Below are 13,246 nucleotides of genomic sequence, written 5' to 3'. Positions count from 1 at the left end.
TTTTTCGCTATAGTGCCGCAAAAATAGCGGCCATCCCGCAAGGGTCGGGGGCCGTAAGGCGGGACTGGTGGGATGCGGCAAGGGATCGCTCGAAAGCTGCTGATCGGGGCGCTCGTACTTTGCGCTGGCGCAATCGCGGTTGGTCCGGGACAGGCGCAGGCGGACGGGATTAAGTTTTCCAAGGGCGGAACAAAGAACCGGGCCGCCCTGTTTGCGCAGCAATCGGAACTGCTCGATACACGCCTGGCCTCGCAGTACGACAACTCCGCCCGCCTCGGCCCGGGTGGTGACAGCGGACGGGACATGGACCTGTCCTTCCTGCGCTACAAGGGAAACTACAAAGGCGAGTATGTCGAAGTCGCCAAGGCCGCAGCGCGCAAGCATGGTGTGCCGGAGGACCTGTTCCTGCGCCTGGTCCAGCAGGAATCCGGCTGGAACGCTCTGGCCGTCTCGACCAAGGGCGCGACGGGCCTCGCCCAGTTGATGCCCGGCACGGCAGAACTGATGGGCGTCGACATCAACGACCCCAAGCAGAACCTCGAAGGCGGGGCAAAGTACCTGCGCAAGATGTATGACCGGTTCGGCAGCTGGAAGCTGGCGCTTGCCGCCTACAATGCCGGGCCCGAAGCCGTCGATTCCGCCGATGGCGTTCCGGAATACGAAGAAACCCAGAACTACGTCGCCGTCATTCTCGATCAGGGCTGACCGCGCATGAACGGATCGGGTCGCGGCGTCACTCCGCCGCGATCTTGATGACGGGTTCCATGTGGTTGAGGATCTCGTCCGACAGGTGGCACTTGATCTGGTGACCGGCCGCCAGCGTCTTCATCGGCGGCATCTCCCGTTCGCACAGACCGCCGGGAACCTTGCTTTTCCAGCGGCAGCGGGTCTGGAAGGGGCAACCGGGCGGCGGGTTCATCGCCGAGGGAATGTCGCCTTCCAGCACGATCCGTTGCTTGGTCACGTGGGTGTCGGCGATCGGAACCGCGGACAGCAGCGCCTCGGTATAGGGGTGGTAGGGCGGCGAGAAGACCTGATCGGTCGAGCCGAGTTCCACCACATGGCCAAGATACATTACCATCACCCGGTCGGAGAGATAGCGCACGATCGACAGGTCATGGCTGATGAACAGGAGCGTCGTCTTGTTCTTGCGCTGGATCTCCATGAGGAGGTCCGTCACCGCCGCCTGCACCGACACGTCGAGCGCCGATACAGGTTCGTCCGCGACCACGATCTTTGCTCCGCCGGCAAAGGCCCTGGCGATGCCGACCCGCTGCTTCTGCCCGCCCGACAGCTGCCGCGGCATCCGGTCGGCAAAGGCACGTGGAAGCTTCACAAGATCCAGCAGCTCCAGCATCCGGTTGCGACGCTCTTCATCCGACTTGCCTTCACCGAAGATCTCCAGTGCGCGGACGATCTGGCGGCCAACGGTCATCGACGGGTTCAGAGTGTCGAAGGGGTTCTGGAACACCATCTGCACCTTCGAGACGGTGTCGGTATTCCGCTTCTGGATCGGGGTCGATTGCACGTTCTCGTCAAAGAGCATGATCGAGCCTGAGGTGGCGGTTTCGAGCCCCATCAGCACCTTGGCGAAAGTCGACTTGCCGCAGCCGGATTCGCCCACGATGGCAAGGGTTTCACCTTCATGTGCCTCGAAGCTAAGCGTCTCGTTGGCCTTGACCACCTTCTTGGCGCCGCCGCCGAACAGGCCCGCCGACACCTCGTAGTATTTCCGCAGGTCGTCCATCTTCAGGACAACCCGGCCGATCGCGCTCTTTTCGGTCTTCACGGCCGCCTTCAGGGGCGCGTTCCAGTCGATCTCTTCCCATCGCAGGCAGCGGGTCGCATGGCGATCGCTTCCCGGAACCACCTCCATCGGGATCTCCTGCGCATCGCAGCGCCCGCTGGCGAAGTAAGAGCAGCGCGGCCCGAAGTTGCAGCCCGGCGGGCGTTCGTGGGGCAGGGGGAAGTTGCCCGGAATGGCCACGAGCGGGCGCGAATTCTTGTCCGCCCCCGGCAGCGGGATCGACCGGAACAGCGCCTGCGTATAGGGATGGCGCATCCGGTCGAAGACCTCCTTGATCGAACCGGTCTCGACCGCCTCGCCGGAATACATCACGCAGAGCCGGTCGCAGACCTCGAGCACGAGGCCGAGGTTGTGGCTGATGAACAGCATCGAGGTGCCGTATTTCTCGCCGAGATCCTTGACCAGATCGACGATCCCTGCCTCGACCGTAACGTCGAGCGCCGTCGTCGGTTCGTCGAGGATCAGGAGCGCCGGCTTCGACATCAGCGCCATGGCGATGACGATCCGCTGCTGCTGGCCACCCGACAACTGGTGGGGGTAGGCGCGCAGGATTCGGTCGGGGTCGGGCAGACGCACATCGGCGACGATCTGGCGGGCGAGCTTCCAGGCCTCCTCCTTGGCCATGCCTTCGTGGATCATCGGCACTTCGGCAAGCTGTGCGCCGATCTTCATCGCCGGATTCAGGCTGGCCATCGGTTCCTGGTAGATCATCGCGATCTCGGAGCCTCGGATATGGCGAAGCTCCTCGTCGGACATGGTCGTCAGGTCGCGGCCCTTGAACTTGATCGAGCCACCGACGATCCGGCCGTTCTTGCCGAGGTCGCGCATGACGGCCAGCGCCACGGTCGACTTGCCGCAGCCGGATTCCCCCACGAGCCCCATCGCCTCGCCTGGCATGACCGTGCAGGAGAAGTCCATCACCGCCGGGATTTCCCGCAGGCGGGTGAAGAAGCTGATCGACAGGTTCTCGATCTCGAGAATCGGCTTGGTCGGATCCCAATCGGTTTTCGCGGTCATGGCGGGCCTCTCTTGGCTGGCGCGGGACCGGGGGTTTCACACCCCCGGACCCCCGTGGGATATTTGGGAACAGAAGAAGACCAGAAGAACCGGCATCAATCCTTGAGACTTTCTTCGCGCAGCCCGTCGGCCAGCAGGTTCAGGCCGAGGACAAGGCTCATCAGCGCCAGTGCCGGCACGACGGCGGGATGGGGGAACGCGGCCAGAAGCTTGCGTCCGGCATTGATGGTCGAGCCCCAGTCCGGGCTTTCAGGAGAGAGACCCAGTCCGAAGAAGCCCAAAGTCCCGAGCAGGATCGTGGTGTAGCCGATCCGCAGGCAGAAATCGACGATCAGCGGGCCACGGGCATTGGGCAGGATCTCCCAAAGCATGATGTACCATGGTCCTTCTCCTCGCGTCTGGCTGGCAGCGACATAGTCCCGCGTCTTGATGTCGAGCACGAGGCCCCGGATGATGCGGAACACGGTGGGCGCGTTCACGAACACAACCGAGACGAACACGATCAGGATGTTCGAGGGCACGCTGATGAAGTCGAGCGCCGCCGGAAGCGGATTGAAGATCGTGTCCGGCTCCGACAGGAGCGCGAGGTAGATCCAGCCGCCGATCACGACGATCCCCGCGATCAGCATGTTGCGGAGTTGCGGCTTCACGTAGAGCCGCGAGTTGACCAGCACGATCAGGAAGATCAGCGGGAACAGGAACAGGACCATGCCCATGTATTGCGGCAAGCCGGACTGCGCGATCTCTGGCGTCACCAGAAGGTAGAAGAGCAGGATGACCGGGAAGGCGAGGATCAGGTTCGCAAGGAAGCTGAGCGTCGTGTCGAGCTTGCCGCCATAGTAGCCGGCAGGCAGACCAAGGGTCACGCCGACCATGAAGGCGAACGCGGTGGCCAACGGCGCGATCTGCACCACGATGGTCGAGCCCGCCACCATGCGGCTGAAGACGTCGCGGGCAAGGTTGTCGCCCCCGAGCAGGTAGAAGGCGCCGTCACTGCCCTTGACCGGCATTCCGGGCAGGGCGTTCTTCATGCCCGACACCTGGGTCAGGGGATCCTGGGTCATGATCATCTGCGCGAAGAAGGCGGTGAAGACCCAGAACATGACCAGCGCGAAGCCGATCATGCCGATCGGGCTGTCGAACAGCTTGCCATAGAGACCCAGCCGCCGCTTGAACGCGATCGAGACGGCGAAAAGGACGACGAGCGCGATCCAGACCGGAATGAACTGCACGAAGATCCGGCCGAAGATCTGACCCCAGGAGAGTGCGTCTGCCATCGGTTTCCTCCTCAGGACACGCGGATGCGGGGGTTGAGGAAGACATAGCCGATGTCCGAGATCAGCTGCGTCACGAGAACCACGAACACCGCCACGACCGAACAGGCGAGGAGGAGCTCGATGTCGTTGTTGCCCGCGGCCTGGACCAGGGTCCAGCCGAAGCCCTTGTAGTTGAACAGGGTCTCGACGATGACCACGCCGTTCAGAAGCCAGGGGAACTGCAGCATGATGACGGTGAAGGGCGCGATCAGGGCGTTTCGCAGGGCGTGCTTGAGAACGACGTTCGGAAAGGACACGCCCTTCAGCCGCGCGGTCCGGATGTATTGGGCCGTCATCACCTCGGTCATCGAGGCGCGGGTCATGCGGGCGATGTAGCCCGTGCCGTAAAGCGCGATGGTCGCGACCGGCAGCGCGAAATTCCAGAAGGTGATGTTCTCCATCGCCGAGGTCGCCGTGCCGGGGAACAGCGTCTTGCCGCTGATCCAGCCGTGCTCTGCCAGCCAGGGCGAGATGCCGGTGGTGGCCGAAGCAAAGAGCGCGATGAGAACGACGCCCGAGACGTATTCCGGCGTGGCCGTCGAGGCGATCGAGAAGATGGACAACCCGCGGTCAAGCCGGGAGCCTTCCCGCATCCCCGACAGCACGCCGATCACAAGCGCTGTGGGCACCATGACCGCCATCACCCAGAACATGAGCCATCCGGTCGCGCTGAGCCTATCGGCGATGATGCTGGAGACGGGCTGCTTGAACACGGTCGAGAAGCCCCAGTCGCCCTGAAGAATGCCGCAATGCGACGGGGCGAGCGCAGGATCAGAGCCACGGGGAATGCAGCGCCCCGTGGTCACGCCCTCTTCCGTGCGGGTCCAGCCGGGAACGATGCCCAGCCATTCGCCATAGCGTTGCAGGACGGGCGTGGCGTAGCCGTTGCGTTCAATCCACTTCGTCACGTCTTCGTCCGACATCCGGGCGGAGGCCTCGGACTTTGCAAGCTTCTCCAGGTTGGCGGGAAGGTTGGTCAGGTAAAAGACGATGAAGGTCAGGCATAGAGCCGTCAGGACCATCGTCAGGATGCGACGGATCACGAAAACTATCATCTGGGCGCTCCTGGGCCACGACTCGCGCGTTCGCCGAGCCGAACCTTGGTCAGACGGCGGAAGTTAATGGCGGCGAGGTGTTGCCCCCGCCGCCAGCGCAGGTCAGAGCCGGATCAGGCGCTCATCCACCACTTGTAGTGGTGATGCTCGAACGTCGGGTGCATGTCGATGTTGTGGACGTTTTCCTTGTGGTGACGATAGATCGACCGCCAGTAGGGCTGAACCATGACGCCCTCTTCCTGCATGATCGTCTCGAGCGTCTTCATGACCTCGCGGCGCTGGTCAGCGTCGGCGATCGCCATGGCCTTGGCGAGGTTCTCGTCGAACTCCTTGTTGGAAAACGCCGATTCGTTCCAGGCCTCGCCCGACCGATAGGCCAGCGCCAGGATCTGCACGCCGAGCGGACGCATGTTCCATTCCGTTGCCGAGAAGGGATATTTCGTCCAGTCGTTCCAGAAGGTCGAGCCCGGCAGGATCGTCCGCTTGATCTTGATTCCGGCGTCGCGGATCTGCGCAGCAACCGCATCGCAGGTGCCGGTCTGCCAGCCGTCGTCGATCGAGATCAGTTCGAACTCGTGATCGGCCATCCCCGCTTCGGCAACCATCGCCTTGCCCGCAGCCGGATCGACCACCAGCGGCGGCAGTTCGTAATATTCCGGATGGATCGGGGCAACGTGGTGGTTTTCGGCCTTCATGCCGCGCCCGGCATAGCCGAGTTCCAGCACGACGGCGTTGTCCACGCACATCTGGAGACCGCGGCGAACTCGCTTGTCTTTGTACTCTTCCGCGAGCTGGTTGAAGCGAACGGCGATCGTCGCAGCGGTTACCGCTTCCGAGAGTTTCCAGCCGATACCGTCGAACAGGTCGACATAGTCGCCGACCGTCTGCCAAGTCGCGTCGATCTCGTCAGAGCCCGCGGCAGCAAGAATTGCCGCCGGGTCGGTACCGAGATCGTAATACTCGATCCGGTCGAGATACGGCCCCCCATAGACTTCGGTTCCCCACCAGGGTTTGTCCGACTTCACGAGGAACTGCTTCACGCCAACTTCGTTGACCTCGGGCATGTAAGGGCCAGTGCCAACAGGGTTAACCGACGGATCGCCACCATCGTAGGAGCGATGGACGATAGCCGCCGGATAGTCGGCCATACCTGCAATGAGGGTGATGTCGGGCGCAAGAAGCGTGAGCTTGACGGTGTGGTCATCCACCTTGGTGACCGCACCCTCACGCGTCTTCTTGGTCGCGGCATCTTGCAGCGCCGACATGCGGCCGGCCATCGAGTTGCCCTCGACATTGCCATCCGTCCAGCGGTCGAGGTTAAAGACCACGTCATCGGCGGTGAAATCGTCGCCGTTCGACCACTTCACGCCCTTGCGGACGTTCAGGGTGTATTCTGTCGCGTCATCGTTGGTCGACCAGCTGTCCAGCAGCATGCCGCGGAACGTGCCGTCGGACTCATACTCGACGAGGTATTCGAGCCAGCCGCGCGTGAAGTTGGAGATTTGCGACCAGTCGGCCAGGCGAGGGTCCTTCAACGCCTTTGTTTCCTGGTCCATCCGCAGAGTGCCACCGGCAACCGGGGTTTCCTGTGCGCGGGCCGCAGGTGCCTCGAGACCGATCAGCCCGTAGGCGGCAACGGCCGAAACGCCAAGCGCTGTGGTCCGCGTCAGGAATTCGCGGCGGGACAGTTTGCCCTGCGAGACTTCGTCAGCGTACATCCGGGCTGCCGGATGCATCGCAGCGGCTTTCGATTTGGTATCAGTCATGCATATCTCCCTGTGCTTCTTTGGTCTCGTTGAGCAGCTTATGGATGCCGCATTTGGGGCCGGACCAGACCCGATCGCTAACGACATTCCGCACAGAAATCGCCCCTGCGTCAACGGCGCGATTCGCCTCATCATGGTCTATTTGCGACATCTGACGTCGGAATGTCCCGATGACGCGCCTTGCAGCTGAGCTTAAGGCAGAGCGGCGGGATTTGCAGCGGGACGAATGTTGGGCGCAGGACGCCGTTAAGGCGCGCGACGAAAGGCCGACGGCGTCTTGCCGGTATGGTGCTGGAAGGCCCGGGTGAAATAGGCGGGCGACGTGAATCCCAAGCTTTCTGCGATCTTGCCGACGGGAATTGTCGTTTCCGAAAGAAGCTTTCTAGCCTCGAACAGCACCCTGTCATGCAGAAGCGCCGAGGCCGGCCGGCCTGAAGCCTGCTTGCAGCAGCGCGTCAGATGCGTCGGGGTCACGCCGAGCATTTCTGCATAATGCGCGACGCCATGTCCGCTGCGAAAATCCCGCTCAAGCAGCGAGGTGTATTTCGTAACCAGCTTGCGCGCCGCGTCCGGGCGCTGCCCTTCGGCTGACTGACGGGCTGCTTGCCGTTCGATCCATACGCCAAGCAGCCCGAGATAGTGGCGTGCGGCACGGTCATGGGCCGGCGAGGTCGCCTCCAGCTCACGCTGGATCGAATCGAGAATCAGGTTGATTTCGACCTGGGCCTGGTTTTCGCGGATACGCAGGTGCAACGGATGATCGGGCAGGGTCACATTGCTGTCGCGCCCGAAAAACACCGCCGTGCCAAAGACCTGAGGTCCGACTTCGAATCCGTGCATGACTCCGGGCGGGATGAAGATCGCATTGTGGGGCGTATAGCCGCGCGTCACGCCCGCTACGGTGATCCGGCCCTGGCCCTTGGTGAACCACAGAAGCAGAGGCTCCGAGATCGACCGCATCGCCTCGACCCGCCAGCGTCCGCCAGCCGCAAGCCGCGGAATGGCCGCGAGCCTCAGTTGCGAAAGGGCGGAGAGGTCTTTCATCCGATGCGTTTGTCCGGTTGCGATCGAATGCACTCTAGCTGCAGCGCTGCGCCACACCATAGTCAAAAGCGAGAACAATGCCCGGTTGTGGCATCGCTGCACGTGACCTGCCGCGATTTACGGCAATGCCACGGCCTGCCATCCGCCCATCCGGCTGCGGAACCACGTCCGCTGGCGCTTGGCATATTGCCTGCTTGCGAGCTTCCCGGCGGCGATTGCCTCGTCCAGCGTCATCTCGCCACGCAGATGGGCGACCAGTTCCGGCGCGCCGATGGCGCGGGCCGAGGGGCGCATCGGATCGAAGGCCGGCTCTTCCGCCCGCACCTCATCCAGAGCACCGACCTCGATCATCATGTCGAATCGCCTGTCGATCCGCGCATTGAGCCATGCTGTGTCGGGCCTTAGGACCAGCGCCGTCACCTCGGACAGCGGCAGTAGCGGCCGACCGGTTCCGGCCTGCCAGTCGGCCAGCCCACGGCCGGTCGCCCTCAGAACCTCCCAGGCACGCTGGACCCGGGCCGGGTTGCGCAGATCTATACGGGCAGCCGTATCGGCATCGAGTTCGCCCGCCATCGCCGCAACGCCCCGCTCTGCCATCCGGGCATCGGCCTCGGCCCGGATCTCGGGCGGAACCGCCGGAATCTCGGCAAGTCCTTCGGTCAGCGCAGCAAAGTAAAGCCCGGTTCCCCCAACGATGACCGGACGCCGACCCTCGGCGATCACCCCTACCATGTCCCGCAGCCAGTGGCCGACGGAGTAGGTCTGGTCACGGCCGACATGTCCATAAAGCCTGTGGGGCAGGGCAGTTTCCTCTGCCTCAGAGGGACGAGCGGTCAGGATTCGCCAGCAGCCATAGACCTGCAGCGCATCGGCATTCACCACCACACCGCCCCGCCGTTCGACGATCTCGGCGGCGAGTGCCGACTTGCCGCTTGCCGTGGGGCCTGCGATCAGCACAGGACGGTCATCGGGAAGCGCGTCGAGCAACGCTGACAAGCCGAAGGCAAGGTCGGTCTCGGCCATCGCGCCTTTCTCTTCCGCTTCCCCGTTGAACATTGGGGCGTTTTCCGACATTTTGCGCCCCAGTCAAAGATCAAAACCAAGTTTGGGGGCAGGCGGGAATGGATGGCGCGGCGGAAAAGGGCAAGGTTCTGTACAAGCGCGTCCTTCTCAAGATCTCCGGCGAAGCCCTGATGGGCGATCAGGGCTACGGTCTGCACCCGCCGACGGTCAACCGCATCGCCCAAGAAGTCAAATCCGTCCACGATCTTGGCGTCGAGATCTGCATGGTCATCGGCGGCGGCAACATCTTCCGCGGGCTCCAGGGCTCGGCGCAGGGGATGGAGCGGACCACGGCCGATTACATGGGCATGCTGGCAACGGTGATGAACGCGCTCGCAATGCAGGCGGCACTCGAGGCAATCGGCGTCTTTACCCGGGTCATCAGCGCCATCCCGATGGACCAGGTCTGCGAGCCCTACATCCGCCGCCGCGCGGTGCGCCACCTCGAAAAGAAGCGGGTCTGCATTTTCGCCGCCGGCACCGGCAACCCCTATTTCACCACGGACACCGCAGCGACTTTGCGAGCGAATGAAATGGCTTGCGAGGCGATCTTCAAGGGAACCAAGGTCGACGGGGTCTATGACAAGGACCCCAAGAAGCACGCCGATGCCAAGCGCTATTCCAGCGTGACCTATGACGAGGTCCTGCAGAAGCATCTGGGCGTTATGGATGCCTCCGCCATCGCACTCGCCCGCGACAACAACCTGCCGATCATCGTGTTCTCGCTCGACGAGCCCGGCGGCTTCCGCGGAATCCTGGCGGGTCAGGGCACCTATACGCGGGTGCATGGCTGACGCTATACGCGACATTAGCGCCTGCGCTATAGAGCGGTGAATAGGCGCTGCCGAAAAGACGAAGGGAAGACCCATGAGCCAGGACGATATAGAGATCGATCTTGACGCCATCCAGCGCCGCATGGACGGCGCGTTGACCGCGCTGCGCACGGAATTCGCCTCGCTCCGCACCGGCCGTGCCTCGGCCGCGATCGTAGAGCCCATCCATGTCGAGGCCTATGGTCAGATGACCCCGATCAACCAGCTTGGCACAGTCAACGTGCCCGAGCCGCGCATGGTCGTCATCAACGTCTGGGACAAGGCTATGGTGTCTAAGGTCGAGCGCGCGATCCGCGACAGCGGCATCGGCATCAACCCGGTGGTCGATGGCCCGCTCATCCGCCTGCCGATCCCGGAACTGAACGAGGAGCGGCGGCGCGAACTGACCAAGGTCGCCTCGCAATATGCCGAGCAGGCCCGCGTTGCGATCCGCAACGTCCGGCGCGACGGCATGGACCAGATCAAGAAGGCCAAGTCCGCCGGCATGTCCGAGGATGACCAGAAGATGTGGTCGGACGAGGTTCAGGAGATGACCGACAAGACCATCGCCGCGGTCGACAAGGCGCTGGAGGCGAAACAGGCGGAGATCATGCAGGTCTGACCCGCAGGATCGTCGACCCGGAAAGGGGCAGGGACGTGGCCATAGCCGAACAGCATGACGTGCGCCAACCGGGACGGCCGCCGTTGCATGTCGCCATCATCATGGATGGCAATGGCCGGTGGGCGACGTCCCGAGGCTGGCCCCGACTGGTCGGTCATCGCCGAGGCGCCGAACGGGTCAAGGAGATTGTCGGATCTGCGCCGGGCCTCGGCATCGGATGGCTGACGATCTATGCCTTCTCGACCGAGAACTGGAAGCGCTCGACCGAGGAAGTGCTGGGCCTGATGTCGATCTTTGCCCGCTACATCGAGCGTGAGGCGGACCGACTGGCAGCCGAAGGCGTGCGCCTGCGCTTCATCGGCGACCGCAGCCGCCTTGACCCCAAACTGCAGAAGCTGATGGCAGGGATCGAGGAGCGCACGAAGGGTCTGTCGCGGCTGAACCTGACGGTCGCAATCAATTACGGCGGTCGAAACGAGATCCTTCGCACTGCGCGCAGGATTGCGTCCGATGTCGCTGCCGGTCGTCTCGACCCGGAGGCGATCAGCGAGGAGACGATCGAAGAGCGGCTCGACACACACGAGTTGCCCGACCCGGATCTGGTGATCCGCACCAGCGGCGAGACGCGCATCTCGAATTACCTCCTCTGGCAATCGGCCTATGCCGAGTATGAATTCACCCCAACCCTCTGGCCCGATTTCACCGCCGAGGAACTGACGTCGATCGTCGAGCGCTTCGGCGGCCGCGAGCGCCGCTACGGGGCGGCACCGGCGTGAGGCTGACTCAGTGAGCGGTTCCGGAAAATGGTCCGATCTTGCACCGCGCATCGCCTCGGCCGTGGCGATGCTGGTTGTCGGCGCGCTTTGCATATGGCTGGGCGGCTGGTGGTTCATCGGGCTTGCCTCGATCGGCGCAGGCCTGATGATCTGGGAACTGGCGGCAATGCTGGCGCCCGGGCGGGATGCCGCGGCGCGTGGGCTCGGAGTACTGGGCGGCCTTTCCGTGCTCGTCGCCTTGCAGATTACCGGCTGGCCGGGGCTGTTCGTCCTGCTCGTTCCGGTGCTGGCGGGTCTGATCGTGGTGCCGAAGGACAAGGCGATCTTTGCCGGCTACGGTCTTGCCATCCTGATCGCGGCCTGGGGGCTGCCGATCTTCCGGGCGGAATATGGCGTTGTCTGGCTGGTTTGGCTGGTTCTGGTGGTCATCGCCACCGACGTGTCGGGCTATTTCGCCGGCCGGCTGATCGGCGGGCCGAAGTTCTGGCCGCGCGTCAGCCCGAAGAAGACCTGGTCAGGCACGATTGCCGGCTGGGTTGCGGCGGCGCTCGTTGGGTTGATCTTTCGCAACTTTACCACCGCCGGTCCCGATTTGCCCTGGATCTCGGCGGGAATCGCCTTTGCCTCGCAAATGGGAGACATCACCGAAAGCGCGATCAAGCGCCATGCCGGGGTCAAAGACAGCTCCAACCTGATCCCCGGCCATGGCGGGCTGCTCGACCGCTTCGACGGCCTGCTCGGCGCGGCCCTGCTGATGTTGCTCGTGGCGCTTGTTGTTGTCGTACCAGAGGTTCGGCTCTGATGCGGCGGATCTCGGTGTTTGGCGCCACAGGCTCGATCGGGCAGAACACGCTGGATCTGCTGAACCCCGGCGAAATCGAAATCATCGCGCTCAGTGGAGGGCGGCAGGTCGATCTTCTGGCGGCGGATGCACGCAGATTTGGTGCTCAGGTGGCAGTGACCTGCTACCCCGACTGCTACGATGCGCTGAAGCAGGCCCTGGCCGGCAGCGGAATCGAGGCGGCGGCCGGCCCTGACGCCGTTGTCGAGGCCGCAGATCGCCCGGCAGACTGGGTCATGTCCGCGATCGTCGGAGCCGCGGGGCTGGTACCGGGGCTGCGCGCCTTGCGCCACGGCGGCACGCTGGCTCTTGCGAACAAGGAAAGCCTCGTCACCGCCGGCGAACTCCTGATGTCCGAGGCACAGCGTCATGGCGCAACGATCCTGCCCGTGGATAGCGAGCATTCCGCCGTGTTTCAGACCCTCACCGGCGAAGATCGCGCTGCGGTCGAACGGGTGATCATCACCGCCTCGGGCGGGCCGTTCCGTGATTGGCCGCTGGAAAGGCTGGCAGGCGCCACGCCGCAGCAAGCGGTCGCCCATCCGAACTGGTCGATGGGGCAGCGGATTTCGATCGATTCGGCCTCGATGTTCAACAAGGCGCTGGAACTTATTGAAGCGAGGGAGTTTTTCGGTTTTCCCTCCGAGCGGATCGAGGTCATCGTCCATCCGCAGTCGATCATTCATGCCATGGTCGGCTTTTCCGATGGCGGGATCATCGCCCATCTTGGACCAGCCGACATGCGCCACGCCATCGGATATGCCCTCAACTGGCCAGGCCGCGCCCATGTTCCGGTCGAGCGGCTCGACCTGGCGCGTCTGGCAAATCTGAGCTTCCAGGCGCCGGATGAAACCCGCTTTCCCGCGCTGCGACTGGCGCGCGAGGTGATGGCGGCACGCGGGCTGTCAGGGGCCGTGTTCAACGCCGCGAAGGAAGTCGCTCTCGATCATTTCATCGGACGACAGATCGGTTTTCTTGATATGGCGGCGGTAGTAGAGGAAACAATGGTCCGGGTTTCGGGCGATTTATGCCGCAAAGATGCCGCTCTCGACCTTGAGGATATTCTGAACGCTGATCATTTGGCCCGTCAGAAGGCCGAAGAGGTTGCGCGGCTAAGATCGAGGTAGG

Annotated in this window: 12 protein-coding genes; 6 read left to right on the top strand and 6 right to left on the bottom strand. The window is 63.4% G+C overall.

What is annotated here, in order from left to right:
- Positions 1-72 precede the first annotated feature (72 nt).
- Complete coding sequence (locus L0V05_RS14490) at positions 73-705, top strand: lytic transglycosylase domain-containing protein (RefSeq protein WP_234871648.1); 633 nt, start codon at positions 73-75, stop codon at positions 703-705.
- Between the two features lie 28 nt (positions 706-733).
- Here L0V05_RS14490 and L0V05_RS14485 read toward each other — a convergent pair whose 3' ends face one another.
- The 6 genes from L0V05_RS14485 to miaA form a co-directional block, all read right to left on the bottom strand.
- A complete protein-coding gene (locus L0V05_RS14485) occupies positions 734-2,824 on the bottom strand; it encodes a dipeptide ABC transporter ATP-binding protein (protein ID WP_234871646.1) in 2,091 nt (696 codons plus the stop codon).
- Between the two features lie 95 nt (positions 2,825-2,919).
- Positions 2,920-4,101 (bottom strand): ABC transporter permease, encoded by a 1,182-nt coding sequence (locus L0V05_RS14480; RefSeq protein WP_234871645.1) that lies wholly within the window; start codon positions 4,099-4,101, stop codon positions 2,920-2,922.
- Between the two features lie 11 nt (positions 4,102-4,112).
- Entirely contained in the window at positions 4,113-5,195 is a 1,083-nt protein-coding gene (locus tag L0V05_RS14475; RefSeq protein ID WP_234871643.1) for an ABC transporter permease, read from the bottom strand.
- Between the two features lie 113 nt (positions 5,196-5,308).
- Entirely contained in the window at positions 5,309-6,961 is a 1,653-nt protein-coding gene (locus L0V05_RS14470) for an ABC transporter substrate-binding protein (protein WP_234871641.1), read from the bottom strand.
- Positions 6,962-7,207: 246 nt separating this feature from the next.
- Positions 7,208-8,005, bottom strand: a complete 798-nt coding sequence (locus L0V05_RS14465; protein WP_234871640.1) for an AraC family transcriptional regulator — start codon at positions 8,003-8,005, stop codon at positions 7,208-7,210.
- 117 nt (positions 8,006-8,122) lie between these two features.
- Positions 8,123-9,028 (bottom strand): tRNA (adenosine(37)-N6)-dimethylallyltransferase MiaA, encoded by a 906-nt coding sequence (gene miaA / locus L0V05_RS14460; RefSeq protein ID WP_234872204.1) that lies wholly within the window; start codon positions 9,026-9,028, stop codon positions 8,123-8,125.
- Between the two features lie 98 nt (positions 9,029-9,126).
- On the opposite strand from miaA, the gene pyrH reads away from it, so the two are divergent.
- The 5 genes from pyrH to dxr all read left to right on the top strand — a co-directional run bounded on the left by pyrH (position 9,127) and on the right by dxr (position 13,245).
- Positions 9,127-9,861 (top strand): UMP kinase, encoded by a 735-nt coding sequence (pyrH, locus tag L0V05_RS14455; protein WP_234871638.1) that lies wholly within the window; start codon positions 9,127-9,129, stop codon positions 9,859-9,861.
- A gap of 73 nt (positions 9,862-9,934) precedes the next feature.
- Positions 9,935-10,501 (top strand): ribosome recycling factor, encoded by a 567-nt coding sequence (gene frr, locus L0V05_RS14450; RefSeq protein WP_234871636.1) that lies wholly within the window; start codon positions 9,935-9,937, stop codon positions 10,499-10,501.
- A 101-nt stretch (positions 10,502-10,602) separates the two neighbouring features.
- Positions 10,603-11,277, top strand: a complete 675-nt coding sequence (gene uppS, locus L0V05_RS14445) for a polyprenyl diphosphate synthase (RefSeq protein WP_234872203.1) — start codon at positions 10,603-10,605, stop codon at positions 11,275-11,277.
- Positions 11,278-11,287: 10 nt separating this feature from the next.
- Positions 11,288-12,079, top strand: a complete 792-nt coding sequence (locus tag L0V05_RS14440; protein ID WP_234871635.1) for a phosphatidate cytidylyltransferase — start codon at positions 11,288-11,290, stop codon at positions 12,077-12,079.
- Positions 12,079-13,245 carry a 1-deoxy-D-xylulose-5-phosphate reductoisomerase gene (gene dxr / locus L0V05_RS14435; protein WP_234871633.1) on the top strand — a complete coding sequence of 389 codons (1,167 nt, stop codon included), beginning with the start codon at positions 12,079-12,081 and terminating at the stop codon, positions 13,243-13,245. Before L0V05_RS14440 ends, dxr begins: the two co-directional genes overlap by 1 nt.
- Position 13,246 lies beyond the last annotated feature (1 nt).

Origin of the sequence: Alitabrizicola rongguiensis (genome assembly GCF_021491355.1) — a bacterium.
In the GTDB taxonomy this organism is placed as follows: Bacteria; Pseudomonadota; Alphaproteobacteria; order Rhodobacterales; family Rhodobacteraceae; genus Aliitabrizicola; species Aliitabrizicola rongguiensis.
This window is presented reverse-complemented; position numbering and strand designations above follow the sequence as displayed.

Bases quoted from the DNA above. Each gene is read 5' to 3' on its own strand.
- L0V05_RS14490 (WP_234871648.1), top strand. From the start codon at position 73: ATGCGGCAAGGGATCGCTCGAAAGCTGCTGATCGGGGCGCTCGTACTT.
- L0V05_RS14485 (WP_234871646.1), bottom strand. From the start codon at position 2,824: ATGACCGCGAAAACCGATTGGGATCCGACCAAGCCGATTCTCGAGATC.
- L0V05_RS14480 (WP_234871645.1), bottom strand. From the start codon at position 4,101: ATGGCAGACGCACTCTCCTGGGGTCAGATCTTCGGCCGGATCTTCGTG.
- L0V05_RS14475 (WP_234871643.1), bottom strand. From the start codon at position 5,195: ATGATAGTTTTCGTGATCCGTCGCATCCTGACGATGGTCCTGACGGCT.
- L0V05_RS14470 (WP_234871641.1), bottom strand. From the start codon at position 6,961: ATGACTGATACCAAATCGAAAGCCGCTGCGATGCATCCGGCAGCCCGG.
- L0V05_RS14465 (WP_234871640.1), bottom strand. From the start codon at position 8,005: ATGAAAGACCTCTCCGCCCTTTCGCAACTGAGGCTCGCGGCCATTCCG.
- miaA (WP_234872204.1), bottom strand. From the start codon at position 9,028: ATGGCCGAGACCGACCTTGCCTTCGGCTTGTCAGCGTTGCTCGACGCG.
- pyrH (WP_234871638.1), top strand. From the start codon at position 9,127: ATGGATGGCGCGGCGGAAAAGGGCAAGGTTCTGTACAAGCGCGTCCTT.
- frr (WP_234871636.1), top strand. From the start codon at position 9,935: ATGAGCCAGGACGATATAGAGATCGATCTTGACGCCATCCAGCGCCGC.
- uppS (WP_234872203.1), top strand. From the start codon at position 10,603: ATGGATGGCAATGGCCGGTGGGCGACGTCCCGAGGCTGGCCCCGACTG.
- dxr (WP_234871633.1), top strand. From the start codon at position 12,079: ATGCGGCGGATCTCGGTGTTTGGCGCCACAGGCTCGATCGGGCAGAAC.